Origin of the sequence: Hymenobacter koreensis (assembly GCF_039541855.1) — a bacterium.
Lineage (GTDB): Bacteria > Bacteroidota > Bacteroidia > Cytophagales > Hymenobacteraceae > Solirubrum > Solirubrum koreensis.
Genome location: NZ_BAABHA010000016.1, coordinates 1 through 25,413 on the forward strand (window position 1 = coordinate 1; position 25,413 = coordinate 25,413).

The following is a 25,413-nucleotide window of genomic DNA, read 5'->3' on the forward strand; positions in this document are numbered from 1 at the left end:
GCACCAGTTCTTCCTGGTGCTGGGCCAGTACATCACCGGCGGCCGCTACGAGCGGGTGCTCAACGCCCAGCGCGACGTGGATTTGAGCGAGTACCGGCTCATCTGCTTTGACCTGGCCAAGGTGCAGGCCGACCCCGACCTCTACCCCGTGGTGGCCATGCTCATCACCGAGCTCTCGCTGGACCTGTTCCGCAAGTTTCCCGATGATATCAAGTACATCGCCCTGGACGAGGCCTGGACCATGCTCTCGGGGGTGCTCTCGGAGTTCATCGAGTCCATGTACCGCACCATCCGCAAAACCAATGGTTCGGTGACCATCATCACCCAGGGCATCACCGAAATTACCAGCAGCAAAATCGGGCCGGCCATCATCAACAACTCGGCCACCAAGATTATCCTGCGCCACGTCAACCCCGACTCGCTGGCCCAACTGCAGGCCCCGCTCGGCCTCACCGGCCACGAGATGGACCTGATTAAGTCGGTGCGCTCAACCGAGGCCCTGCGCGAAATCTTTATCAAGCAGGGCGCGAAGGGCAAGATATTCGGGGTGGAGGCCTCGCCGCAGTTGGATGCTATTCTGACTTCAAAGCCGGTGGAGCGCAACTACCTCAACAAGCTGGTGAAGTTCTACCAGCAGACCAACCTGAAGCCGGTGCTGGACCGAAACGGCCGGCCGAAGCTGGATGCGGACGGCAACCCGCAGTATGAGCCCGTGAAGGTGCAGCGGCTGGACTACGCCGTTGACCAGTTTGTGGAGGATAAACAGGCCCGCAAGGGCGTCCTGGCCCAATGAGTAGCCTGTACTTAATGGTCGCCTACGGGGCCGACCCGGGCTTTCTGAGCGCCTGCGACCAGACCCTGCAAATCGTGCTGCGCGCCTGCCGCTACATCACGCCCACCTTCATGCTCATTGCCCTGCTCTACACCATCGGGCGCGGCTTTATCTCGGGCAACGGGCTGGCCATGGATTGGGGCCCCATCATCAAGGCCTTATGGATATTCTTCCTGCTCTTCTTCTACAAAGAGCTGATTGATACGCTCAGCTCGGGCATTGCCGGATTCACCCGCATGTTTGCCACGCCCGACGGCTCCACGGCCGCTTCGGCGCTGGGCGCGACCATCAGCACCTCGGAAACGCTCTCCCAGAAAACGGTAGTGGAGCAAGGGGCGCAGGAAATAGCCAACCTACTTAAAACCATCACCTCGTTCAGCCTGACCAACATTCTGCTGCAACTGGTGACCGGGGAAGTCGTGCTGCTGATTCGGCAAATCATGCAGTTCATTCAGCAGTTCATTCTGGGCTTCCTGTTCGTGTGTGGTCCAATCTCCCTGTGCCTGTCGGTAGTGCCGGCCTTTGGCCAGCTGGCCATCAAGTGGCTGCAGAACTTCCTGGCCGTACAGTTCTGGGGCCTGTCGTTTGCCCTACTGGATTTGCTCTACACCTTCTACACGGCTTCCAACACCACTTTCGGCGGGGTCTTCTCCGCCCCGGTGGCGGCAGAATCAGATACCCGCCAGTTGATTGTCTCGGTCGCCTTCATCATGCTCTACCTCATGGTACCCTACCTGACGAGCCTGTTTATCGGCTCCTCGGCCGCGCAAGGATTCGTGGGCTCCGTGGTTGGCATGGCTACTTCGGCGGCAGCGGCGGCGGCCGGTGTTTCGGCCGGCATGGCCGGCGGCGGCCACGGCGTGTCCGGGGCCATCGGCCGGGCTATGAGCAGCGGCGGCACCTCGGGCGGGGGCGGCTCCGGCGGGAGCACGGGCGGCGGCTTAGCCGACCCCAGCCCGGCCCCAAGCGGCGGCAGCTCGGCCTCGGCGGGCCTGCCCTCCATTACCATGTCCGATGCCCTCAATCCTTCCTACCGGCAACGGCCTTCCGGGCTGTGGACGGCTTAACCAATCCCCTCCTTTCCGATGAACTATCCCACCCGTTACCTAGCCCTGCTGACCCTGGGCTTGGCTACTGCCTGTCAATCCAAAGAAGAAAAAGCCAACGCGGCCCTCGTCGACGCACTGGAAGCACAAGCAGAAAGCCCCGCTGAGCAGGCTCGTATGGCGGCGCAAAAAGCGGCTTACGCGCTGCCCCCAGCCCGGCCGGCCTCGGCAGTGGTTGTGCGGGCCGGCGTGGAGCAGCTGCTGCCAGCCGAAGGCTACTTGGAGCTGGTGTCGGTGAAGGGGCAGGCCCTGCAGCCCATCACTATCAGCCTGCCGCCCATGTGGCGCATCGGGGTGAAGCCGGGCTACCCCAAAGTAGGCCCCGGCTACAAGATTCCGTTCGAAGCGGTGCTGCGCTGGAAGCCCACGGGCTACGTGGAGACCAAGCCCAAATCGGCGCTGCTGGTGCTGCAGACGCCAAAAGATTCGCTGATGCGCTTCTATATCTCGGAGATGAGCGTGGGCAGCAAGGTCGTGCAGGTGCGGCCCGGGGAGCCCGTCACGGTGCAAGGGGTGCTCTACACCTACCTCGACCGGGATAATGCGCAGCGGCTGCTAGTGTACCCCTACCAGGACAAGCAAGTGTACCTGCCCCTGGCCAACTAGGGGCAGTGGGGAAGAAAGCCCCGGCCTCGCCAATCATCTCCCGTTGACTTAATCAGCCTTTTTAATGGACTCCGCTAAAAACCTAAGTACCTCATTCTCCATCATGCGCAACCTAGCGATGGGGAGCGTCCTGGCCCTGCTGCTCGTGTCGCTGGCGGCAGGCTTTCTGGTGTACCGCGCCTACGAGAACAGCGGCCGGCGCGTGTACGTGGTAGGCCAGACCGGCTCGGTGGCCGCCCTCTCCGCGCCCACCACCGAAACCCACACGCCCTACGAGGCCCGCAACCTGGTGCGCAACTTCATGCAGACCATGTTCGGCCATGACCAATACACCTACAAAATCAACTTGGACGCGGCCCTGCCCCTGATTGAGGGGCGCGGCGGCCGGCGCATCTACGACGGCTTCACGCGGGGCCAGGTGCTGCAGAACTACGAGCGGTACGCCGCTCGCAACGTGGTAACGGTAGATAGCGTGAGCATCGACATGAACCACCGCCCCTGGTCGGGCCGGGTGTACATCAAGCAGCGCATCTTCATCGGGGGCGAGCAGAAAGAGCCCCTGCCGCTGGCCGCCAAGTTCAACCTGACGGAAACCAACCGCTCTGATGCCAACCCTTACGGGATGCTCATCACCAACTTCGACTACATCCCCTACAATCCGCAGGTGTCACGGGAAGAGCTACAGGCCCTGAAGGAGCAAGAGGCCGACCGGCAGCGGGCCCTGCTGGAAGCCCAGCGCAGCGCCGGGGCCCTGGCTCCGGCAGCCGGCGACGCGCCTGCCCCGGCAGCAGCTCCGGCTGCGCCCGCCGCCCCCGCAGCGGGCAACTAATACTATCCTTTCTCCAAGCGCATCGCACTATGTTTTCCAAGCTTTTGCTGGCCTTGAGCCTGCCCCTGCTGCTGGCGTCGGCCACGTCAGCCCAATCCTCCACGGCCGTGCTGCGGCCCGCCGCGGCACCACCGGCAGCCCCGGCGCTGCTGGACGTGGCCGTGTCCGACAGCTCCACTACCTACCTCGTTTTCGGCGGCCCCGTGTCGCTGGTCGACGTGGGTATGGCCAACAACTACCTGGTGAAAATCGAAGCCAACGCGGTGTTCGTGCGCGCCCGCCGCAAGTCCGCGCCGCCCACGCCCATCCTCATCCGCTACGGCTCCAAGTACTGGATGGGCCGCCTCGTGTACGTGAACCGGCCGGTGCTACAGCTGTACGACTTTCAGAAGGACGGCGCGCTGAGCGTGAGCAGCGGTACCAGCGAGGGCACGGCAGCCGGCGCGGCCCCGGAGAATGAGCTGGCCCTGGACAAGGAGCGGGAGAAGAAAGCGGCCGTTGAGGGCAAGCTTAGCCAGCTGCGCAAAACGCGGGAAGAGCACCAGGCCGTGGCCGTCGTCGACAACGACCTGGTACTGTCGCTGGCCAACGTGCGCAACGACAAGGATTTTACCTACCTGCGCTTCAAGGTCATCAACCACTCGGCCATTGACTACAATGTCGATTTCACCGACTTCCAGCTGGTGGAAAACGCCCATAAGAGGTTTCTGGCCCGCAAGAAGAACGAAGCGCGCCGGCCGCTGGCTCCCTCGGGCGGCTTAGCCAACCAAGTGGTTACGGGCCGCACCACCGGCTACCTGACCTACGCCATTCCGCTCTACGCGGCCACCGACCGGGGCTACCTAGAAGTGACCCTGCGGGAGCTGAACGGGGCGCGGGTTCTGGTGCTGCCGGTGCCTTCGCGGGTCATCAATCGAGCCTCTACCATCTAACACCGCTGCTATGGAACCCGCAAACCCCCACACCCACCCCCCAGTCATGGGCTCCGCGGCGCACGACGACGCGGAGCACTTCGGCCCGCAGCGGCCCGCCCCCGCCGGCCAGTCCAAAGCCACACCGCTGGAAACGCTGCGCAACAACTGGCTACTCTTAACCGGCCTGCTGGTGCTGCTGGTCGGCATGGGCTTGTTTCTCTGGCTGCGCTCCGCCACTCAGGCCGCGCAGCAGAAGAAGGAAGTCGTTGCGGCGGCCTCGGAAAACATCGAGCCCGAGATTAAGGCGGCCCCCACGGCGGCGGCGGAGCCGGTTTCGCCCTCCGCGCAGATAGAGCAGCAGCGCCGGCTGGAGCAGGAGGCGCAAAGCACGCCCAGCCGCCTCAATACCGACGAGGTCGCGGAAGCCTTCGTGGCCGATACGATGGGGCAGGCCCAGCGGCGGAAGCAGCGGGCGGCGGCCCTCACGGCGTCAGCGCGCCGCCGGCAGGAGGAAGCCCGCCTCGCTGCGGCCGACGTGGACACCATTGAAGCCACGGTGCAGGACCCCGCAACGGGCTCATATCACGCCCAGACGCTGGTGGTGCCCCGGCGGCGGCCTGGCCAGGTAGTCGGCAGCGTGGCCCGCTGGACCAGCTCCGGCGCGGCGCGCCGGGCGCGGGCCGCGCTGCTGCCGGCGACTGATACCGACGGCACCCCGTTTGAAACCGACCCAGACGTGCTAGCCATGCTGAGCACGTCTCCGCCCGAAACCCGCGCCGCCTACGAGCACATGACCGGCAAGCGCTACCGCGACCCCAAAGCCGTCGCGCAGACTCTGGCCAGTCGCGCCAGCGCGCCCGGTATGGATGGCTTTAATACCGTCAAGGTCGCGGGCTCTGCCCGGATGATGGCCCAGAGCAGCCAGGCGGAACTGGTGCCCGACGTCTTTTTCAAGTGCGTCATCAACGGCGAGCAAAAGGTGCGAACCGGCTCCGTGGTACTGCTGCGGCTGCAGGAAGACGCCGTGGTGTCGGGCGTAACCTTCCCGAAGAATACTGTCTTTGCTGCCATTGCCACCGTGGGTACCAACAACGTGATGCTGGAAGTCAACCGCCTCGGGCCTAACCGGGTCGCGGCCGGCATCTATGACTACAACTACATGCCCGGCATTATGATTGACCCCGTGAAGCGGGTAGCCAAAGATGCCAGCCTCGCCGGCCAGGACTTGCAGCAGCAGTCCATGCAAGAGGTCAGCACCGCCATCGACCGCTCCGCCTCGGCGGCCAACTCGGTGGTGGGCGTGGGCGGGCGCGTGGCCATGAGCGTGCTCAGCCGGCCCAAAACCCGCACCAAGCTGCGGGACGTGCTGCTCCCCGATGGCTACCCCATCCTGATTACCACGGCTGCCGCCGGCCAGATGGGGCCGGCCACGGCGTCGGGACGCTAATCCTTTCACCAATTCCACGACAATGAAAAAGACTCTTTTTCCGGCCCTGGCGGCCGTTGCGCTGCTGCTGGCCCCGGCCGGTCAGGCCCGGGCGCAGATGGTGGTTAATGACCCGCTGCACATGGGCGTGCAGATTGGCGAGTTCGCCAAGCGCCTACAGCAGTGGTCCTCCACGGTGCAGAACTACCAGGTAGTAAAGGACGCCCGTCAGATTGCCGGCGTCACCAAGGACATCACCAGCGAGGTTCGCAGCCTCACCCAGGAGGGGCTCGACCTGCAAAAGCAGGTGCAGGCCGACCTGCGGAAGGTGCAGAGCATTCAGGACTTGCGACTCTCCAACCCGCAGGAGCTATTTGCGCGGGCCCTGGCCATGTCCGGCCGCAGCCAGACCAACCAGATGATGCCCGTCTACGCCAAGGCCCAGCGCCTGCGGCAGGCCCTGCAGCTGACCAACCCCATGCAGGACGTGAATACGATGTACGACGTGTTCTCGCGCTTCGGCACCAGCTCGGCCGACCCCAACGGCAACATGACCAGCGACCAGTACCAGGCCAAGCGCGAGGAATCTACGGTTTCCCTGTTTGCGGCCGAAGAGATGATGGCCAAGCGCAAGCTGGCTATGGCCGTGAACTACTACAAGATTGCCGACGAGATGACCGCGCAAAGCGTGGAAATGCAGGCTACGCTGAAGAATCCGGGCCGCTACGCCATGACCGAGGGCGAGCGGATAGCCGCCCTTAACTCCTCGAACGACAACCTGATTAAGGCCATGCAACTGCGCGAGCAGGGCGACCGGCTGTTCATGGAAGCCTCGCAGGCCGGCCCTGCCCACCAGGCCGCCGAAGCAGTGTACGCCTCGACCCTCAGCCGAAACGCGCTGATTAAAATGGACCGTGCACGGCCGCGCTAGCGTCCTATGAAAAAGCTCTTGTTAGTGGTGCTCCTGCTCGCGGGGGTCGGCATTATGCCGGCCTCTGCCCAGCGGCACGTCAAGCACCTGGCCTCCTGGGGGGCACACCTCGGCCGCTCCGAAACCGGCGACTACTACGAGTTGAGCTACACGCCCATGCTCACCAACCACCTGGCCCTGCGCCTGAGCGGAGGCTATGAGCAAGGTACCCTGACTACTCGCGGCGAATACTCGGTGTACCAGGGACGGGTTTTGCTCTCGCCCCAGCTGTTCCGCCTCGGGGAGGTGGCCTACGTACACCTGCTGGTGGGGGCTGGCGCGGGCTACGAGTGGACCAACCAGAACGGCACCGGAGAGATGATGACCGGTGCGAAAGAGCCGCAGCGCTTCACTTACGGCCCCCAGGTAGGAGCCGAAGCGGATTTCTTCCTCGGCAACCGGCTCTCGCTCGTGGCCACGGGCACCAAAGGCTACCTGTTCAATAATCCGCTAATCGACCAATGGCCAGGCCTGGCCAACATTGGCCTGCGGTATCACTTTCGCTAATCACTCCTTCTGACCTATGAAACGACTTGCCTATCTACTGCTGAGCTGCGCAGCTTTGGTCACGAGCTGCTCGAAAGACAACGATGCCACGCCCTCCGGCCCGAAAGAGTATCAGGTAGAATACAAGGTTACCTCCAATGCTCCAACCTCGGACTACCTGAGCTACACCAACGAAAGCGGCGGCAATACGACGCTCAGCAACACACCGCTGCCGGTGAGCTACAAATTTAAGCGGACCATGAAGCAGGGCGACAACCTGACCATTCTGGCTAGCATCGACGGCGGCACGGCAGCCTCGGAAATCACCTGCGCTATCCTGCTGGATGGCAGAGAGGTCAAGAAGGAAACCGGCCGGGGCGTTGACGCGCAGGCTGTGCCGGTGTATGTCATCGGTGAGTAGATTTTCAGATTCGTTCCTGATAACGACAAAGCCTAACCAGTGACTGGTTAGGCTTTGTCGTTATCAGAGTCTTGCTATATTTTCAAAATCAGCTCTCATCACGGGCACTAGCTTCATGCTTAGTTGCAACTAGAAAACCGAGTGTCAGCTTGTTGTAGCAACTGCTTGAACATTAATGCGAGCTTGAAAAAAACCGCTGTCAAACAGCTCTTCTTTAATATTTTGAACATATTCAGCTGCCTCTTCGGCGCTGGAGACACTTTTGTACACGTAGGGTTTACGTATCAACCAGTCATCATTCTGCTCCGCCTCCGAGACAAGTTCATTGGCTGTTACTGCCAGCCCGTCAGACCTGAGCACTCCTATGTACAAGGTTTGAAACACATTGAAGAGGACCGTAATCGTCCAATCGCCTTCATCTCGAATCAAGGTTACTGCGTCGCCCCAGAAGCAATTACTGGTACCGCAGCGTTGCCCAGTGGCAAACCCTAACTGGGTTATCAAGCCGTTAGCTAACTCGTTGCGATATGTATCTAGTCTAACCCGCGTATAGTCGCGCCCATAGTATTTGTGGGCAAAAACGTGTTCGTATCGCTCCCTGAGGACCGTAGCATCCACATTTGAATTTTGCATCCAGTTTTGCAAGTCAGCTTCGAGATAAAGATGCTCATGTATATGACGGTGCTCACGACTTGAACCGAAAGTAGAACGCCGGGTCGTCAGATTCTTCAGCTCATCTTTTATAGCCTCTTCACTCTCTAAATCCAATAATCCTGCAACAAAAGCCTGGATATACCATGGCTTCCTGAGCAACATCCGCCAGTTATCAGCATCGTCGCGCATTTCAAGGAAACGTAAATGGTTCCATTTGGGCGCGGCACTAATGGTAGCTCGGAGCAATAAGTGGCTCTCCCTATAAAATCCTTGCGTACCTCTTGCGGAAAACAACTGCTCAGCTAACACCACCCGGTGCTGGAACCGGTCAATTGTCAGTTCCCCGAGCAACAAAAACTGGATGCTTCCCTGGAAAAGCGAATGCTTCTCACTTGCTACCAGTATAGCTTCCCAAGCGGCATCATCCTGTATTAGCTGTGCTTTTGTGCGCTCTTCCGTCAGACGAGCCTTGATGAAGCGAGAGCCTTCGGCGTTGATTATGTTAGCGCATTCGTCAGACAGAAGAAATTCATAAATGCTGCCGGCTCCTGATGTTAACTTTCCTACTACACGCATGACGGCGACCATTGCCTCGATGCTACGCATTTCTGGGTCGACGCTGATGTTCCAAATCACGCGCAACCACTGCCGTAGCGTTTGATGGTCAAATAATTCGGCCTCTAGGTAACGCATCACTGCGTAGAATAAGATGCGTTGCTGCTGGGTAATGGAAGCGGCCAGTAAGTGCCAGCTATTGGATTGTTCACCCCAAGATTCTTTGATAACCACGCCAATCGCATCGTAGTTGTCAACTAGTTTATCTAAAAGCCAAGCTGCTGCTTTTACACGACCAGGTTTCGCAAGAAGTGCACCATATAGCGCAAATCCTTTATATGTGTCGCTATTCGAACTATTATCCAGGATTTCAGCTAATGAGTTGCCTTTTTGTTCTGGGTCCACATAATGCATAGTCAGCAAAAAGCGCTGCCAAAAGCGCATATATGCTGCATCGACTGTGTTGTCGACCCTGGCGTTTCGCCAGAAAAGGTCGGTCCAGGTAGTATCCAGCTTGATGGTGAAGGCATCAACGAAAGGAATACTGCGACCATCCAAAGCAACAGGTTCAGCAAACTCCTCGTGCTCCGGATTTGTATCGGCTCGCAACCAGTCGATGAAATCCGCTTTAAAGTTTTCGAAGCCTGTGAGTTGCTTGCCTCGGGCGTTCATTTTGATGTACAGCTCATCCGAAAGCCCAAACCCATCAAGTGGCAGTACATAGAACGACAATTGCTTTAGCGCAAGGAACAGGTCTGCTGCACCTGCCTCAGTGTATTTCTTGTGTATGGCATCCAGCATTTCCAACATGGCTTGGATGGTTGGGTCCTGCTGGTAGCTGCTGTAAAACCAGGCAAGGTTGCGAATCGTCTGGCTGGGTTTGGTAGCAGGGTCTATGTCTACGCTTGTGAGTTTATCGCAAAAGTCACGGGCAGTGCTGCGGGTTGCGTAGCTAAACTTGCCCAGCCAGGCATTAAGCTTCGTCTTGTCCTCACCGGTCAGTTCACGGTTTCCAATGTACCAGTAGAGCAAAAACAGCGTTGTCAGGCGCTGCTGCCCATCAAGTGGTACGAAATATGGCTTCTTGTCCAGAAGTTGGACAGAGCCATATACAAAGTCGAGTGTTAGTTGATTGTTTCCCCCCAACGCTCCGAACAGAGCAGACAGAAACCGGCTTCGCACAGCTTCCTCCGACTTTCGCCCTTGCGCGTAGTCGCGCTGAATCATGGGCACCTGCACGCCGGCAAAGCGGATAGGCTCCTGCGCCGCCATGCCAATTTCATCGGCCAGCAGCTCTTCCAAGTTATACTTTCTCATCTTGCTTATTGGTCGGCTTGGTGGGCAAAAAATCGTGTAATTCGGTGGCTATCTGATTGCGGTGAGCACGAATGTCGTCGATGCCCCAACTGGTTCGGTGGATACCTTTCTTGTCGTGATACTTCAGGAAGGCATTTTTAGTAGCAGGCGGGATAAAATTCCCTGCCCCATCATTTTCAATGATTATTCTCCGCTTGGTTACAAAAAGGGCGTTTCCATAGGAGCGGTTAGTACTCGCGTCCAGCAGGGTCAAATTACCAATGTTGTTTTTCGTCAGCTCGTCATTGGCTTCTTCCCCCGCCAGTTTGATGATATCCTGCTGAATATCCTGGAACTCCTCCCGGTCCTCACTCTTTTGTGCTGCCCGGAAGTCCTCAATGCGTTGAACCAAGTCAGCATCATTACTGAGTTGGGGCAAATCGTGCACTGCCGCTTCTAGCCAGCTAAGTTGGTCTTGCAGCACGATAAGCGGATTTTCCGAGGATGAATCAATGTGTTCGATGTCCCACTTTTCAAGCTTGAAGGCCTTAAAAGGGAATCGTGTGAAGCCTAGAGAAGAGTGGCGCTGCCGGATTACTTCCTGCAGGTTGAAGAGCAGCAGCACCCGGCGAACTAACTCACGGTTGTCATAGCTTACATTCAGGTAGGCTTCACCGTCATTAGCATCTTGGGCCCATTCCACTACACCGACTGATTTATCGACCAGCTTAGCCGCAATCTTAGTTTTTAAGCGCTTAGTAATGTCACTCTTGGTAGGTGCATCGTAAAGAGCCAATAAGTCTTCTACGCGCTCCCCGCAATGAATCAGAAATCCTATATAATGGTACCACTCAGGATGCAGGTACCACTCCAGCATCTGATTGAAGCGCGTGACCACCGTTCCCCATTCCTGCTTGATAAACTCATGCGAGGGGTCAGCATTAGCTCGCAAGTAGTAAAAGCGGAAGGTAGCATGGCCATCCGTACCCGTCTTCTTATCTAGTTCAGGGTCCTTCTGCCGCTCCTGTTGACGAATAACCTCGAAAATGAACTCAATACGGGCGCTGGCATTGTTTGCTCCTTTGTTCAGGAACCACCACAGGTCATCGTTTTGCAACGCATTTTCTATGCGGTCCCATTCACCGGCAATTTCGAGTTGTTGCAACTTTCCTAACTCATTGGCATCCTGACCAAAGTTTCGGGTCTGCAGAAACAAGGCTTTGATTAGCTCAGCGTTCGTTAAAGGTATCTTACCCAGATTGATGCGGGTGAAGCTTTCAATGGGATTTTCGTCTTTGGCCAGCTCATACCAGATGACCTTTACCATGCCCTGTACATTGGGATGCTCGGGAGTTCCTACCAGCGTCCCGATTATCGTATCACGGGCTGGTCGCTGTGGTCCTCTGCTTTCAAACCACTCCCGGATATAGCTATAAGCCTGGGAGATGTAATGAGAATCAATACTATCCTCATTGCCTTCGCTGATGTGCTCCAGGAAGCGGTTGGTATCGTTCCGCGTCTCGTACCGTAGCGTGAATACATCATTGCCATAGGCACTTGCAAAGGACTCATCTTGCGGCAGATGCACCCGCGTTAGGTACACAAACAGGATTTTCAGGGTTGTGAGCCGTTGCTGCCCATCAACAATTTCCCAGCTTTGCTTTGGGTCACCTGGCTCAGTTGCAGTAGCAACTTCAAGGCAGGGCCGAACTACGATAGGCTGCAAGCAATAGAACTCCCCGGGGTTCTTGTTCTTTTTGTTAGCAAATTCAGATATGTCATTTAACAGGTCAACTACTTGTTGTTTATCCCAGCGGTAACCGCGTTGATAAGACGGGATAAAGAAATCTTTCCCAAGCAGTTCGCCTATGGAATAGAGTCGTACAGCGTTTTCCATGAAGCACAAGGCAGTTGCGTGAAGTTGATTAGGAAGTGTTTGGGTTTGGACGGTTATTGGCTTAAGACTCTGCTGGGCCACTATGTGGTACAGCCTGAAACTGCAGCAGCATGAATCTGCCTGACCTGTATCTTTAATGACGCAGGGGCTAGCACTTGCACCTGGTCACCGAGAGACAGCAACTCCATCAGCAGGTCATGGGTGTTGTAGACAGTCAACTGAATCAGTAGCTCCTCATCCGTATCCACCAACACACGCTGTGAGCTGTGTAGTGGGAATGACTTGAGGTATTGGCCCTGCGTTGGTTTCAGTGCCAGAACAATTTCCGCCGGTGGCTCATGGTCCGGGCGAATAATGCCGAAGCTGTGAGCGTAGTACGCCTCGGGCTGAAAGTCCGCAGGAGGCTCAAATGAATTAGCAGTTGATTCCAGCGCCTGGATGCGGTCTAGTCCGAAGCACCGGAGGACGTCCCTAGCTGGGTCGTGTGCCAACAGATACCATCGACCTTTGAATTCTTTGAGTAACAGCGGGGAGACGGTCCGGGTCGAGGGCTCATCGTCCCAGAACTTGTGGTACTGAAAAGCTACTTGGCGACGCTGCTGTACGGCGCGCAGCAGCGGCTGCAGCCATTCCGTGCCCAGGGGCCGCCGGGATTCCCACTGCACAAACGGGCTCAGTGCCGTTGGCAGCCGCAGGAATTCCTGTAGCTCAAATGCATCAAGCATCCGCTGGTAGCCTTCCGGCAGCGGGTCCGTCGAGGTAATCACGTAGCCGCCTGCTCGCCGGTCATGCGCAATGGTAACGCCGAAGCGCTCCGCGATTTTGGGTAAATCCCGCTGGAAGGTGCGCTGCGAATAGTTAGCAGCCAAGTCCTGCAGCGAAGTCTGCTCTAGCAGGTAGTCGCGCAACTCTTCGAAGGGGACAGCGCGCCGGAGGCTCTGCAGGCGCAGAACCAGCAGTAGCTGGCGAAGAAAGTGGGCGTGGGTGGTCACGAAAAGGATAGGAGCTACTGTGCGATAGATGAAGTAAGCAGGCTATTCGTTTGGCGTAGTCGACAGATTAAAGAATAGCATAGCGTTATCAGAGGGCCATAAATCCGCATAAGGCAGGGTGCAAGATAAGGATTGGTAATGAAGGGCAAACAGGCATTTATGCAGTGCCTTCCTCATTGGGCACCATAGTTTCCAGCACTTGTAGAATCCTTTCTTTGACCCACCAGGCACCCCACCGGTCCAGCTGCTCAGAGGCAGCCCCGTAATGTTGCTGTGCCTGCTGCCATCCTTCTTCACCGGCCGCTACCAACTCAGCTAGGCTGAGCCCTTGATTCTGATATCGACTGGCCACGGAAGCCACGTAGAGCTCTACCGTAGCGGGAACGGCATGGATGGGCGCAGGTAGCTTGTGCATCTCGCTACTAGGCTTTGTGATTCGAATGGCGCGTAACATGATGGGCTGTAGCTAAGTCAGGATGATTCACCGGCTTATGAGTAGTAGCAGCCGGACGCCTTCGCCAAGCGCAGGCTCAAGCCCATGTCCAAACACAACTTCAGCTTGGCGGCCGGTCTGGTCCATCAGATACTCCAGAATCTGCGTTAGCTCATCCATCTCCAACTCAGCAGACATCCCGCTTTGGATGGCCAGCAACATCCGGTGGGCAGGCAGCGAGCCATCACCCAGCATCGTGGAACTGGTCAACAGCTGCTGGCAGGTCACCTCAGCGCGGCTGTGGCCTTCCCCGGTTGCCATCCCAAACTGCAGAGCAGTTGCTCCGCTCAACACTTCCCACACATCTTGGTGGCCCACGTTGATTTCGCCGGTATCCGTCAGAATATGCTGCAGTACCGTCAGCAGACTGTTTTCTGTGGCGGGCGTCAGCGCCTGCACAGCGGACAGGTCAACTCCCTCCTGCTTCCAATACGTCATTAGCGCCGCTGCTTGGGTTGGAAGCTCAGGATGAGACAGAATGGGATAATCTTGCATAAGGAGCCGGGCTGATTCCTCACGAAGTTGCGAGCACACAGCGACAAAACCTGTCGTTCTCATTCAGCTTGAAATTTTAGGCCGTTTACGAGCTAAATGTTCGGGATATCTTCGATTTGCATCGACGCATTCTTTGGCCCTTATTAGACTGGAATACTAACTAGAAGGCGCTAATCCGATGACCGACCAATCCTCTGTAGAGCACGAAAGCGAACTGACTGCTTTGCTCAATGATTACCACCAGCGGTATCCGGAAGCTGAAAGTCCCGCCTCGTATATGATGGGCTTTGGCCCGGAGCAGTTGTGCGCCATTCTGCGGAATGCCGATGGCCGGGAGATTGTCTTCAGTTATCCTGACCTAGAACAAGGGGTACTGGATGTCTGCGCCTATCGGTGTAACGAAACCCTGAAAGAAGGCACATCCGGCAACCCCATCACCCTACAGGAATTACTATATGCCCGCGGCCTGCCCCGCCAGGACAAGACGGTGAAGCTCGTCCGGCACCGGGATGCCAGCGGCGAGCTTGACCTGCACGACCTGTACCGCAACCACCGCTCCGCTTTTCTTGATTACCAGCGCCAGCAGGGAAATCCTGTTTTTGACAAATGCGAATTCATTGTGGCCTGCCTGGGTGAGGCAGGCAGCCGGTCCCGCTTTGTGGGTGTTTTCCAGGTGCTGGGTATTGAGCGGAGAACGGAAGAGCATCTGTACTACAACCTGGTTGAAGTACCTGGCTTTGACGACCTGAAAGAGCGGGTCATCTTCGATTGGGGCCGTGCTGCGCTCAGCTGGCATCAATGGCTGCGGCCGGAAGCGGGTAAGACGGTGCTGGAAATTCAGCCCAAGCCATTCAGCCAGCCCTTCACCGACTATCTGGATTTCACCCTCTCGTTCGCGGAACTGGCGCAACTCGTCACGAGCCAGTCGCCCCGCGACGAGTGGTACCGGATGCTCTCGGCCACGGCCGGGGTCTACCTGATTCTGGACCAGTCCAGCGGCCGGCAATACGTCGGCTCCGCCTCAGGTACGGAAGGCATCTGGGGACGGTGGCGGGACTACGTCACCACAGGGGGCCACGGCGGCAACGTGGAATTGGTCAAGCTCCTAGCTGCTGATACGCAGCATAGCCGGCATTTCCAGTTCACGGTTCTGATGACCTTGCCCAAAACTATGACTCAGCGCGAAGTAGTCAAGCGCGAACAGCTTTACATGAAAAAGCTCGGCTCCCGCGCCCACGGCCTTAATTAGAAAGCTTTCCATGAAAAACAAATCAACCGTCACCTCACACGCGGGCCTGACTCTCGACTTGGCCCAAATTAAGTGCTTCAAACTTTCTCCGTTTCTTACAGATGGCAACGACACCCGGCTACTGCTGGTGGAGTACAAAACCCGGCCGGTATATGTGCTGCACCCGGGCACGAAGCAGTGGGAGAAGGAATACCTGGCCGACGTCATTGCTTACGACTTCCCAAGCTATGAATCCGCGCAGGCGCATTTAAGTGAGTGGGAAGAAATCTGGCAAGACTACTTGGACGGTCAGTCTTAAAAAGAGCCGGGCAATTCCCGAAGATTAGGGATGATAAACATTAATTATCATCCCTAATATTTTCGTACTTTTACTCGGCCAATTTTTACCGAACCCGCCGCGCATGGGAGTGTATAGTTACTATGTTGTGACGAAGGGCCGGCTTCCCGGCGTCTTCACCAGTTGGGAAGAATGCAACGCGCAGGTGAAAGGATTTCCCGGGGGCAAGTTCATGGGCTTCTTCACCCGGGAAGAAGCGGATGCAGCGTGGGCGGCGGCTGGCGAATCGGCCGAACCAATACCGGAAGCTCCGTTACAGAATAGCCTCGTCACCAAAGCAACCTGGCACCCGGTGACCAAGGCCGTAGAATACCAGGGCGCGTATTACCCAAGCCGGGAAGTCGTGTTCCGGGTAGGCCCGTACCAGCACGGCACCAATTACCTGGCGGAATTCCTAGCCATCGTGCACGCCCTCGCTTACTGTAAGCAGCAGGGGTTGGCGCTGCCGGTCTACTCCGAAAGTCAGCCGGCCCTGGATTGGGTCCGGCAAGGCGCGGTCCGCACCTCGTACCAACGCACCCTGGACAACCAACCACTGTTCGCCCTCGTGGACCGGGCCGAAGCCTGGCTGAAGGGCAATACCTACCCCAATCCGCTCCTGCGGTGGTACAGCCGCCAATGGGGTGAGAATCCGGCCGACTTTGGCCGGTAACGCACACCTGCACCCATGAAAGAACAAAAGGGAAAAAGAGAGCAAGTGGCCGTCGTGCCGGCCTCGTCGCTGGCCGAGATGGGCGAAGCCCTGGCCGCACACGTCGGCCGTTACTTTGTCGAGGGGCTGCACGGCGCGGACAACACGCGCTTGGCGTACTCGGCCGACTTGAAAAGCTTCGAAGCATACTGCGAGGCCAACGCCCTGACGCCGTACCCGGCCGACGGGGCCACCCTGGCAGCCTACATTGCCCACTTGGCTGACCTACCCCGCAAACTGGCCACCATCCGTCGGCACCTGTCCGCCATCCAAAAGAAGCACGAGTTGCACGGCTACCCGTCGGCCGTAGGCTCCAAGCCGGTTGAAACCGTGCTGCGTGGCATCGGCCGCGTCGTGGGCAAAAAGCAGAAGCAAGCCCCGGCCTTCACCATCGAGGCGCTGAAGCAGGCCATCCGCGGACTGGACCTGACTACGCCCGTTGGCCTGCGGGACCGGGCCATTTTGTTGCTCGGCTTCGCGGGGGCTTTCCGGCGCTCGGAGCTGGTAGCCCTCAACATTGAGGCGCTGGAATACAAAGACGGGGCCTTGGTGATGCACCTGGATAAAAGTAAAACCAACCAACAGGGTGAAACCGAAGACAAAGCGGTGTTCTACGCGCCCTCTCCACTGTTTTGTCCGATTCGCGCCTACGAGGAATGGCTGGCGGTACTGGGCCGCACGTCTGGGCCCCTGTTCGTGTCGATGGTGCGCGGCAAGCCCGGACAGCCGGGCCGACCGGGCACCCGCCGCTTGACCGATGGCCGGCTAAACACCGTGGTAAAAACCCATTTGGGCGACAAGTACTCGGCCCACTCGCTACGGGCTTCCTTCATTACCATTGCCGTGCTCAACGGCCAGTCCAATAACTTCATCAAGAACCAGACAAAGCAGAAAACCGACGAAATGATTAGCCGCTATACCCGTCTCACGGATGTAATTACTTACAATGCGGCACAAGCGCTAGGGTTATAAGCCAAGGCTATCTCTGACTGAATACTTCGGCAGTGGCTCAATGCGGGTGTTTAGTGGCGTTGTAGTCGTGTAGGAACAGCTTGATGCAGGCATCGAGTAGCTTCTGGGAACGGGAGAAGGAAAGGGATTTGCGCACGAGCCGACCGATGCGGGCGCGCAGCGTGGCGTTGAACCGCTCGATATGGTTGGTGGTGCCGCGCCCGTAGCCGGCCAGGTGTTGGCGGCGGGGCACCACGCCGGTGTAGGCTTCCCACAAGTCGGTGTAGCACCAGGCCCGGCGGTACTACGACGGCAGGCGCCGCCACAGCTTGCGGGCGGTGCGCCGGCCGCGGCAGCCCAGCGCGTAGGCCACCACCTGGCGCGTGCGCCGGCACAGGGCCAGCCAGAGCCACACCTTGCGCTGTTTGCGGCCGATAAACGTGCACAACTCGTCCAGTTCCAGCCCGTCAACCGGTCGCGGCGGGGCCAGCGTCTGGCTGAGCGGGGGCAACTGCTGGGCTTTTTTTTAACCAAGCCGTGACCGTCTGCCGCGACACGCCGAAGATGCGCGTGAGGCCGCGCAAGCTGGTGCGTTCCTGGTAAGCACGCAGAATTTCGGCCTTGCGCGCCTCGTCGTAGGCGTTCGTGCCCGGTGCCGGCCGGCTGGTGCGCCGGCAATCCGGGCAGAAATAGCGTTGCTTGTCGTTGCGGGCCAAGCCGTGTTTGCGCAACTTCGCCGAGTTGCAATGCGGGCAGGTGTCCATACCCGCTTATACGCCTAACACCCTACTTGGGCCACTACCATCCCTTGAATGCTAAGCCAGTTGTAAAAGAGAAAAGCATACTTTTGACCACCTTCCATTTATTGACTGTCACTAAGGTCTGGCAGAACGCTAGCAGCTTCACTTGCCCGCGTTCCAGTGAATGAAAAGCGGTCACAGGTAATGATTAAGCACTATAGTTAGCGCTATTACATTTGCCTACCACATACATACTCCACCCCCCCGCACAACATGGCAAGTTTTGTACAACAGCAATACGATAAGAGCATTGAGCATCTGGCCGAATGGCGGGGACGCTATACTAAAAATGAGCTTTGCGATAAAATCGTCTTGAACACCTTCTATCGTCAGCAGTCGATGCTGAACGCATTCCCTAAAATGCTTGAGGGCTTTGAAAAAAGGGCATCATTCCAAAACATCAACGATGCATACACAAAAGTATACATTACGTATTCTGAAGAATCTAAAAAGCTAGCTACTATTGATTTTCAGCGACTTCTTGATACCACACCGAATAATCCGGCCCTTGGAATTAAGTACAGCGATTTTAAAGCTATCGCTCAAAAGTCAAAAGGCGGTAATTCACTTACTTTTAATGATGCTTACGAGGAAATAGCGACTGGCTATATCGCAAACTTTATATCAAATCATCAGGTAATGCTTTGGGCAGCTCTGGGCTATACAGGCAGTACTAAAACAGCGGCTATAGCTCAAGCAATGGGCGTTGGGATTGAGGATATAGATAAAATGAACCTGCCCTACGCACCCATCCACCAGATAGCTGAACAGCATGGCGCTTTAGCATACTTAAGAACAGTTGATTACCAAAAATTTGCGAAGGACATAGGCATCTAACCTCTAATAGAGGTCGGCACCTTAACGGGTTGCGCAAGAGTAAGAACAGAAATTCCCGTTAGGACAGTTGGGCGAGTTGTTCTTCCCAACTGGCGGGATTGCGCAGCGGGTGTAGCTGTCCGGCGGCGATGCCCTCCGGCAAGGTGAAGTCTAGCGGCCGAGCATGTTGATGTGCTCATGCAGCATGGGCGAGAGCCGGGCCACATCGCCGGGCTCCGGCGGTTCAGCCACGGCTTGGTGGTGTTTCAGCGCTTGCTGTAGATAGGGTATTGTTAAACAAATGGAGTAAAACCACCGACTCGATGCTTTGCCCTCCGGCTAACAGGTGAAGAGAAACGAAAAGGTCCCAGAAAAGCACGTTCGCTCTCGCTCCAAGCGTTTGACGTCCCCGCCAGCGACTAGGCATAATAGATGGAGTGTCGCTTCGGTCCGCCAACATAACCTGTTGTTAAACAAAGCCATATACAAAAAATGATAGTACACCTGCTTTGGAGCCGGAGGGTTTCCCCTATTTGTTTAACAACACTCAAAAATTACCTGAGTCATTCTTATGTGCGCGCGTTGAGAGCAGATCTTACCTGCTTTGCAGCGTCCAGAAAGGAGTTATACATTGCTGCGGCAAGCCCTCGCGAGTGTGTAACACAGCATAGTGAGGCCCAGAGCAAGGCAACCCATTTCAACTTACAGGCTCGTTCTGTTTACTCTTGTGTAGCCTCTATGCATATATAAGTCATATAAGCAAGGTTTGTCAACCCACTGCCCATATACAATAACAGCCATAATGCAATCACCTAATACAGACGCCAACGCGGGAGTTCAAGCCGGTGTTGGCTTTGATTTTCAAAGGAACACGTGCGTTTACATATTACTAGACCAGTATAATCTATTAAAGAATCAGAACTACTTTGTAATGCTCGAGCATTATGATGACATCGTGTTCGCATTCAACAATGACGAAGGAGAGATATCTGAGGTTAAAATCTACCAAGCGAAGAAATCTGCCACCGTCTGGACAGTAGGCCAGCTATACGAGATCTTGACTAAAATGTGTGATGCAGGGATAGGAGTGATGAATGACAAACTAAGCAAAGCATCAGATTATTGCCAACACAGCTATTTTATAACAAACAATACAATAACCATTGAATATAAATGCTCAAAATCCAATAAAAAGTTAAAAGCATATGTCAACGAAACAAATGATACCGTAAGTTATAAATCTTTGCACCCAGATTGCCAAACTGTGCTAAAGAAAGGAAACAAAGACTTCAAATTCAACTCGAATCAGTTGATTCATTTAACAAATATTAATTTTAATTACATTGATTTCGGCAGAAATACAAAAAGCCAATTACAACATTTAACTGGAAAATTTCAAGAAGTATTTGGCAATAAGATATCTGATCATAGTGCTGCAAGAGACACATTGATCAAGGAGTTAAAAAAGATTGAAACGACCTATAACCAAGGTCACCAACCAAAGTTGTCTGATGCGAGTAAAAAAATCACATCGAACAAGATAAATGAAATAATAAACGTCATAACTACAAAAAATTTAGCAATTGAGTTTTGTCGTAAAAAAGCAGAAGATATTTGCTCCAAGCTATTAATCAATGTAATCGACGCCATGAGCTTTGAACTTGATTTTGAAAACAGCCTAGACAACTTCAAAGATCTTAACCAAGGAGAACATCAAAAAATAATACATTTCATAAGAGGAAAAAAGGATAATTTCGTAAATTTCACTGATTCGGTTGCTTGCATAAAATCGTTACATGACGATTTTATATCTGAGCAAAATTCTGCTTTAAGTCCCACACAGCTAAAAGCGGCAATCGCATCCGGGTACTTTTTGACGCTTACACAGAAATGAGAGCTAATCTAACGGTCAACAAGCTGTTCATTCACAGCGAAACGAACAACAAGAGCTTCTACACAGACTTTGGAGATCGCTTGAATGTTATTTATGGCGCCAACACTTCAGGCAAGAGCACGCTTATACAACTTATATTATTTGCTTTTGGCATAAATGACAATAAGGACAAATTAGTAAACATTTTGTCAGAGAATATATTCGTAAGATTAGATTTTAAAGTCACAAAGAATGATGAGCAACTTTTATATACTTTCATAAGAAAAGATGAAACTATATATATAAAGGATCAAAAATCCCTTAAGGTGACTGTATTCAGTGGAATAAGTGGCAATACCTCTGCTGAACATATAAAGCTTAAAGCCTTCTTCAATAAGCTTCTTGACTTCAACTTGATGCTTGAGACAAAAGCTGGGATCAATACTGCTCCCATAGAAGTCATATTTTTGCCTTATTACGTTTCTCAAGATGTAGGTTGGGTATACCTGAGAAAATCCTTCACTGGTCTAGACTTTTATAAAAACTTCAAAGAGGACTTTTTGGACTACTATTTAGGAGTATTGACTTTAGAAGATAGAGCAAAGAGAAAAGAGATCGAGAACGAGCTTAGCGAGTGCAAACAGAAACAGCATTTCTATCAAAATTTTGAAAGCACAAGTTCAGAGATTGAATCAGCAAAGCTTCTTGATGATTCTTTCAAAGGAAAAGGTAATGAATTCATTGATCATCTTACCAGCAAGAAAGCTTCTCTTCTAAATGAGGAAAATAAATTTGTAAAGCTAACTAACCAACTTGCTTATAATAAGCAGCGCCTTTCTGTACTTTCTAAGGTAAGCAGGAATCACAAACATCAGATTCCTGGCGAAGGAAACTGTCCAATTTGCCGACAGGTGTTACCCTCAAGCACAGAAAGCTTGTTCGAGTATTATCAGAATGAAAATGATTCTTTGACAACAAAACAAAAGATGTTGGAAGAGAATAAAAAGGTTCAATCTGAATTAAATTCATTGAGCAAAAAGATAGAAATACTGAGAAATGAGCTAACCAATGATTACAAGAAGTTGATTGTTTATTCATCCAACGATATCACTCTTGATGACTGGATAAAGACACAAGCCAACATAAAACTTGAAAACTCTATAATTGAAAATATTGGGAAACTGGCAATTAGGATTACCGAACTAAAAAAATCATTACAGCAGTTCAAAGACGACGACGATATTGAAGCTGAAAGGCTTGATAAAAACAGGACTTTTAAAAAATATTATAACCAAAATAACATCCAGTTAGGAGTTCAAAGACTTGAGGACAATCGATTTAATTATGTTTATGAATTATCTAGCTTCCCGTTCCAAGGTGTTCAGCTTCATTTGGCTGTACTAAGCTACCACTTTGCATTCAATAGAATTGTTGATTCTACTCCTAACGTACACAGATTGCCATTGATACTTGACAGCATTTTCAAGGAAGACTTAGACTCGGTTAACAAAGAAAACATCCTAAAATTTATATGTAACAACAAGCCCACTGATACGCAAACAATCGTTTCTGTTGCTGACAATAAGCTAAAGGATCCTAAAATTGATTACTACAACAACAAATTCTTTGACTCAACAACTAAACTTATTTGTGTTGGGAACTCAATCGACAAAGAATCTATACTAAGCCAGCATCATAGCGACTTAGATCCACTACTGAACGACAGTTACTCAATAATGGAATATGTATAGGAGAGCATCAAAAAGTGTGGGGCACCTCAACAATTTGGTCGGCCTGACCGGAAACAACCCGGCTAGTTGCTCAACCCAACACGGAGGTGCCCCACACTTTTTGATGCTCTCCGCTAAGGAAAGCTTGTTAAACAAATAGGGGAAAACCTCCGACTCAACTTCGGGCCGGTTTGGCTCCTACTTGGGGGAGAGCAGCCAGCACATACCTTACACTGGTCTTTCCTTTTCCTGCATCTATTATGTCCAAGAAAGTACGGCGTCGTCACTCGCCCAAGCGCCAGCAAGAGGGCGATGGAGCAGAACAGCAGCGGGCGTTTGCAGCGCTGCTTTACGGCCACCGGCTCACACATTTGTCCATCGTGAAGAAGCCTAGCAACCCGGACGCACTGGATGTCTATGAGGAAGAAATGGACACGTTCGACGTGGACTTAACCTTTGACAACGGGTTGGTATGCCGGGTGCGCAGCTACTGGCTGCCCGATACGATGATCAGTTGGGGTGTGAATATCTGGCAGCCGGAAGAATAGCGAGCCACCACTCAACGCCTTGCAAAGGATTACCTTTTCTATAGGCAACTCGCACCTGCCGTACGGCTTAGAATTAGCCTTTTCCAGGCTGTTTTTTCACACCCCTTTTTGATGTTCTCTCCTTAGAGTGTAAATCCGCCCCGTTGGAAAAGCCCCCCACTACAGCGGCGCATAGCCACTGCGGTGAAGGGAACAGTTGTTAAGGCAAACTTTGTCTAGGCTATAAGAGATGAAGTCGTTGAGGCTCTAGTTTCCTTGCAGCAAGGTATACAGCCCTAACTCAGCCGTACTTTACGAAAAGTGAGCGAAACACGACGCTGACGCGCATTACGCTTCCCGTCTATAATATCCGCCTTCACTGGTTTAATGCCGTGTCGCCATTGAAACCGAGCTTCATCTTGGAGTATTATAGCACTCCCTGGCATGAGCACTTGGTCAAAGGTTATGGATGGGTCGTCAGCTCGGGACAGGTTCATTGTGCAAGAAGAACCTAAGCTGATAGAAATGACTGTATCATCAAAACATGGCGTACAGTCAATATGTGGCGCTATTCCTTGACCAGGCTCATATTCATTTACAATCACCTGGTCCGGCGGCGCGTCAACAAAGTATCCAGCAGCATGGAACTGCTGAGCGTAGTATTCGCACCACGACGGCAAAGGTCCTAGGTACTGAGCGCGGTCAACACGGCGACTTTTATAATCATACCGATAGCCATAATGCTGCACCCGACGCTTTAAATCATCCATCCAAGGGCTGCCATCAATCAATTCAAGCAGACGCGCTTGCAAGCGTGGAGCTATGAAGTCAGGCAAATACTGCAATCCCTTCACAGCAGAACCAATACTATTCTGCTGTCCGATGGAAACGCCTCGCTGCGACGCGGCAGCGAATTCCTGGTCGTGATTATTGAAAAGCGAGTAATTCATAGTAAACCTCCTCAACGCTAGGGGCTGCTCCTGACTTCGCATTATTCTTATAGTACACTTGGGCTACAGATTGCTCCAAGGTGTGAATGAATGGCAACCTGCTTCTCCACTCAATGTACTTTCGATTGCGGTCAGCCCTGTTTGGATTCTGAAACACAAAAAACATTTTTGCATCCCGGCACCTCTGGCGTAGTGTACTCACAAACAACGCAAGGTCATCAACGTTCAATGAGGAGCTAGCAAAAAGATACGATGCATTTATGATAATGGGGTTTGTCACCTGTACTAGTTGGGTGATAATCGGCTCCAGAGCCTCCGTCCAGCTCTCATGGTACTGCATTTTACTGTCGGCCGCAAACAGTGGTGAAGCAGAAAAATCTCTGGCCTTCAACAGCATAGCTGGGGCAATGTCAATGCCAGCGTATCGAATGGTAAGCGGCTTTCCAAACCGCTCGTGGTATAAGTCTGCAAATGCCAAACCGGAGGTCATCGGTCCGCACCCCAAGTCCACGAATACTGGCTCAGTAGCGGATGAAGACAGCAGCACTTGTAAAGAGTCGATGACCTTAGCCAATACGTAGCGCGTGGTAAAGAAATGCTTACGCATGTTGTAGTAGCAATACAACAGTACCCGGTCAGCGGGGCTAGCCTCCGGTATTACCTGCCGGCACGGCTCTCTAAAGTCAGCTCGACCATACTCAAGTATACGTTCACGAGATGCATCGTTTGTATACCCTAGGGGCAGCTGGTATCCCCTCGTTCTATCGTCACGCAGAATAGCCTGGAGAATGTGTTGCTGAAAAATGGATTCAATGAGTGCCGTTGGGTAAAGTAAAGTAGGCTTTGGAACGGCTGGCTGAATATGTAAAGCCCCTCCTGTTTCGCCTCGTAGAAGGGAATGTACTGCTGGATGGTCAAGAAAAGCGAATTGGGCTACCTGCTCTGGCTGAGAGAATAACGCAAGGAATGCTTCTTTTTCCCGTTTTAAGCCCAAATCTGTTAACCTGGCCACTCCATATTGGATGTACTCCCGGACTATCAAAATGATGTACGAAGTATACTCCGAGTCTTGTTCAAACTGTGCTTCGTGCAACAAGCGCATCACTTGCTCAAAGGCTCTGGTGAAGCCAGTTCGAGCATCGGATACTAGATGAATCAGTTCTTGGGCACGAAGTCGCTTTTTCACCGATGACTCCGGCAACAAAGCACGTATTGGTTTAATCATCGCCCGGCTACCACTCCGCTCGAAGGCTGTCGCAAAAAGTATCAGAACCTGCTGTACGATAGCAGAAAAATCCTCCGTCTGCTCAAGCTCCCGGAAGCCAGGACTACGCTTCAACATATAGAAGCTTTGCTCTAGCTCTTGCAAACCTGCAGGCGTTGTTACGTCTGCGGTGAGTAGGGCCAAGCTCAAGGTTTGGATTTGACTTTCTAAAGCCTGCTCAAGTTCATGCGGAGTAGCGCAATCCGCTACCAGCTCGCCAACTTCAAGGATTGTCATATAACGGAGGCCAGGC

General features: G+C 53.8%; 25 protein-coding genes and 2 pseudogenes. 17 read left to right on the forward strand and 10 right to left on the reverse strand.

All coding sequences use genetic code 11. The features are described from left to right. From ABD903_RS22830 to ABD903_RS22870, 9 genes are all read left to right on the forward strand, one after another. On the forward strand, positions 1–793 hold a 793-nt coding region (locus ABD903_RS22830; RefSeq protein ID WP_425555561.1), incomplete at its 5' end, for a VirB4 family type IV secretion system protein. After that, complete coding sequence (locus ABD903_RS22835; RefSeq protein WP_345228127.1) at positions 790–1,899, forward strand: hypothetical protein; 1,110 nt, start codon at positions 790–792, stop codon at positions 1,897–1,899. The genes ABD903_RS22830 and ABD903_RS22835, both read left to right, overlap by 4 nt. An 18-nt stretch (positions 1,900–1,917) precedes the next feature. Continuing rightward, entirely contained in the window at positions 1,918–2,544 is a 627-nt protein-coding gene (locus ABD903_RS22840) for a hypothetical protein (RefSeq protein WP_345228128.1), read from the forward strand. A gap of 64 nt (positions 2,545–2,608) precedes the next feature. Next, positions 2,609–3,373 carry a conjugal transfer protein TraK gene (locus ABD903_RS22845; protein ID WP_345228130.1) on the forward strand — a complete coding sequence of 255 codons (765 nt, stop codon included), beginning with the start codon at positions 2,609–2,611 and terminating at the stop codon, positions 3,371–3,373. A 29-nt stretch (positions 3,374–3,402) separates the two neighbouring features. Beyond that, entirely contained in the window at positions 3,403–4,305 is a 903-nt protein-coding gene (locus ABD903_RS22850; protein WP_345228132.1) for a DUF4138 domain-containing protein, read from the forward strand. 10 nt (positions 4,306–4,315) lie between these two features. Then, positions 4,316–5,734: a conjugative transposon protein TraM gene (gene traM, locus ABD903_RS22855; protein WP_345228134.1), complete on the forward strand. Its 1,419-nt coding sequence runs from the start codon at positions 4,316–4,318 to the stop codon at positions 5,732–5,734. Positions 5,735–5,756: 22 nt separating this feature from the next. After that, on the forward strand, positions 5,757–6,644 hold the full coding sequence (locus tag ABD903_RS22860; RefSeq protein WP_089334200.1) for a hypothetical protein: 888 nt from the start codon (positions 5,757–5,759) through the stop codon (positions 6,642–6,644). Between the two features lie 6 nt (positions 6,645–6,650). Next, positions 6,651–7,190: a hypothetical protein gene (locus ABD903_RS22865; protein ID WP_345228140.1), complete on the forward strand. Its 540-nt coding sequence runs from the start codon at positions 6,651–6,653 to the stop codon at positions 7,188–7,190. A 16-nt stretch (positions 7,191–7,206) separates the two neighbouring features. Beyond that, a complete protein-coding gene (locus tag ABD903_RS22870) occupies positions 7,207–7,590 on the forward strand; it encodes a hypothetical protein (protein WP_345228142.1) in 384 nt (127 codons plus the stop codon). A 144-nt stretch (positions 7,591–7,734) separates the two neighbouring features. On the opposite strand, the gene ABD903_RS22875 is transcribed toward ABD903_RS22870, so the two are convergent. From ABD903_RS22875 to ABD903_RS22895, 5 genes are all read right to left on the reverse strand, one after another. Next, on the reverse strand, positions 7,735–10,101 hold the full coding sequence (locus ABD903_RS22875) for a GmrSD restriction endonuclease domain-containing protein (RefSeq protein WP_345228143.1): 2,367 nt from the start codon (positions 10,099–10,101) through the stop codon (positions 7,735–7,737). Between the two features lies 1 nt (position 10,102). Then, positions 10,103–11,992 (reverse strand): GmrSD restriction endonuclease domain-containing protein, encoded by a 1,890-nt coding sequence (locus tag ABD903_RS22880; RefSeq protein WP_345228144.1) that lies wholly within the window; start codon positions 11,990–11,992, stop codon positions 10,103–10,105. Positions 11,993–12,072: 80 nt separating this feature from the next. Continuing rightward, on the reverse strand, positions 12,073–12,984 hold the full coding sequence (locus ABD903_RS22885) for a helix-turn-helix transcriptional regulator (RefSeq protein WP_345228145.1): 912 nt from the start codon (positions 12,982–12,984) through the stop codon (positions 12,073–12,075). A 157-nt stretch (positions 12,985–13,141) separates the two neighbouring features. Continuing rightward, the gene (locus tag ABD903_RS22890) at positions 13,142–13,399 is read right to left on the reverse strand and encodes a hypothetical protein (RefSeq protein WP_345228147.1); all 258 of its coding nucleotides are present in this window, start codon (positions 13,397–13,399) and stop codon (positions 13,142–13,144) included. A gap of 66 nt (positions 13,400–13,465) precedes the next feature. Next, positions 13,466–13,972, reverse strand: coding sequence for an FtsZ/tubulin family protein (locus ABD903_RS22895; protein WP_345228149.1), 507 nt, complete (start codon positions 13,970–13,972; stop codon positions 13,466–13,468). 178 nt (positions 13,973–14,150) lie between these two features. On the opposite strand from ABD903_RS22895, the gene ABD903_RS22900 reads away from it, so the two are divergent. The 4 genes from ABD903_RS22900 (at position 14,151) to ABD903_RS22915 (ending at position 17,221) form a co-directional block, all read left to right on the forward strand. Next, entirely contained in the window at positions 14,151–15,221 is a 1,071-nt protein-coding gene (locus ABD903_RS22900; protein WP_345228151.1) for a GIY-YIG nuclease family protein, read from the forward strand. 10 nt (positions 15,222–15,231) lie between these two features. After that, the gene (locus ABD903_RS22905) at positions 15,232–15,519 is read left to right on the forward strand and encodes a hypothetical protein (RefSeq protein WP_345228153.1); all 288 of its coding nucleotides are present in this window, start codon (positions 15,232–15,234) and stop codon (positions 15,517–15,519) included. A gap of 127 nt (positions 15,520–15,646) precedes the next feature. Next, entirely contained in the window at positions 15,647–16,210 is a 564-nt protein-coding gene (locus ABD903_RS22910; RefSeq protein WP_345228155.1) for a ribonuclease H family protein, read from the forward strand. A gap of 15 nt (positions 16,211–16,225) precedes the next feature. Then, positions 16,226–17,221, forward strand: a complete 996-nt coding sequence (locus ABD903_RS22915) for a tyrosine-type recombinase/integrase (protein ID WP_345228157.1) — start codon at positions 16,226–16,228, stop codon at positions 17,219–17,221. Positions 17,222–17,258: 37 nt separating this feature from the next. Here ABD903_RS22915 and ABD903_RS22920 read toward each other — a convergent pair. After that, positions 17,259–17,711: pseudogene (locus ABD903_RS22920) on the reverse strand (IS1 family transposase). Then, positions 17,668–17,964 (reverse strand): IS1/IS1595 family N-terminal zinc-binding domain-containing protein, encoded by a 297-nt coding sequence (locus ABD903_RS22925; protein ID WP_345228158.1) that lies wholly within the window; start codon positions 17,962–17,964, stop codon positions 17,668–17,670. Before ABD903_RS22925 ends, ABD903_RS22920 begins: the two are co-directional and overlap by 44 nt. 249 nt (positions 17,965–18,213) lie before the next feature. On the opposite strand from ABD903_RS22925, the gene ABD903_RS22930 reads away from it, so the two are divergent. After that, positions 18,214–18,837 carry a hypothetical protein gene (locus tag ABD903_RS22930; protein ID WP_345228160.1) on the forward strand — a complete coding sequence of 208 codons (624 nt, stop codon included), beginning with the start codon at positions 18,214–18,216 and terminating at the stop codon, positions 18,835–18,837. Positions 18,838–18,895: 58 nt separating this feature from the next. Here the strand turns inward: ABD903_RS22930 and ABD903_RS23305 are convergent. Beyond that, positions 18,896–19,119: pseudogene (locus ABD903_RS23305) on the reverse strand (hypothetical protein). Positions 19,120–19,618: 499 nt separating this feature from the next. On the opposite strand from ABD903_RS23305, the gene ABD903_RS22935 reads away from it, so the two are divergent. The 3 genes from ABD903_RS22935 (at position 19,619) to ABD903_RS22945 (ending at position 22,967) form a co-directional block, all read left to right on the forward strand. Continuing rightward, complete coding sequence (locus ABD903_RS22935; protein WP_345228161.1) at positions 19,619–20,710, forward strand: hypothetical protein; 1,092 nt, start codon at positions 19,619–19,621, stop codon at positions 20,708–20,710. Then, positions 20,707–22,440 (forward strand): hypothetical protein, encoded by a 1,734-nt coding sequence (locus ABD903_RS22940; RefSeq protein ID WP_345228163.1) that lies wholly within the window; start codon positions 20,707–20,709, stop codon positions 22,438–22,440. The genes ABD903_RS22935 and ABD903_RS22940 overlap by 4 nt, the downstream gene beginning before the upstream one ends. 239 nt (positions 22,441–22,679) lie before the next feature. Then, positions 22,680–22,967: a hypothetical protein gene (locus ABD903_RS22945; protein WP_345228165.1), complete on the forward strand. Its 288-nt coding sequence runs from the start codon at positions 22,680–22,682 to the stop codon at positions 22,965–22,967. A gap of 275 nt (positions 22,968–23,242) precedes the next feature. Here ABD903_RS22945 and ABD903_RS22950 read toward each other — a convergent pair whose 3' ends face one another. Further along, positions 23,243–23,896, reverse strand: a complete 654-nt coding sequence (locus tag ABD903_RS22950; protein WP_345228167.1) for an alpha-ketoglutarate-dependent dioxygenase AlkB — start codon at positions 23,894–23,896, stop codon at positions 23,243–23,245. Beyond that, positions 23,874–25,397: a class I SAM-dependent methyltransferase gene (locus ABD903_RS22955; protein WP_345228168.1), complete on the reverse strand. Its 1,524-nt coding sequence runs from the start codon at positions 25,395–25,397 to the stop codon at positions 23,874–23,876. The genes ABD903_RS22950 and ABD903_RS22955 overlap by 23 nt, the downstream gene beginning before the upstream one ends. Between the last annotated feature and the right edge of the window lie 16 nt (positions 25,398–25,413).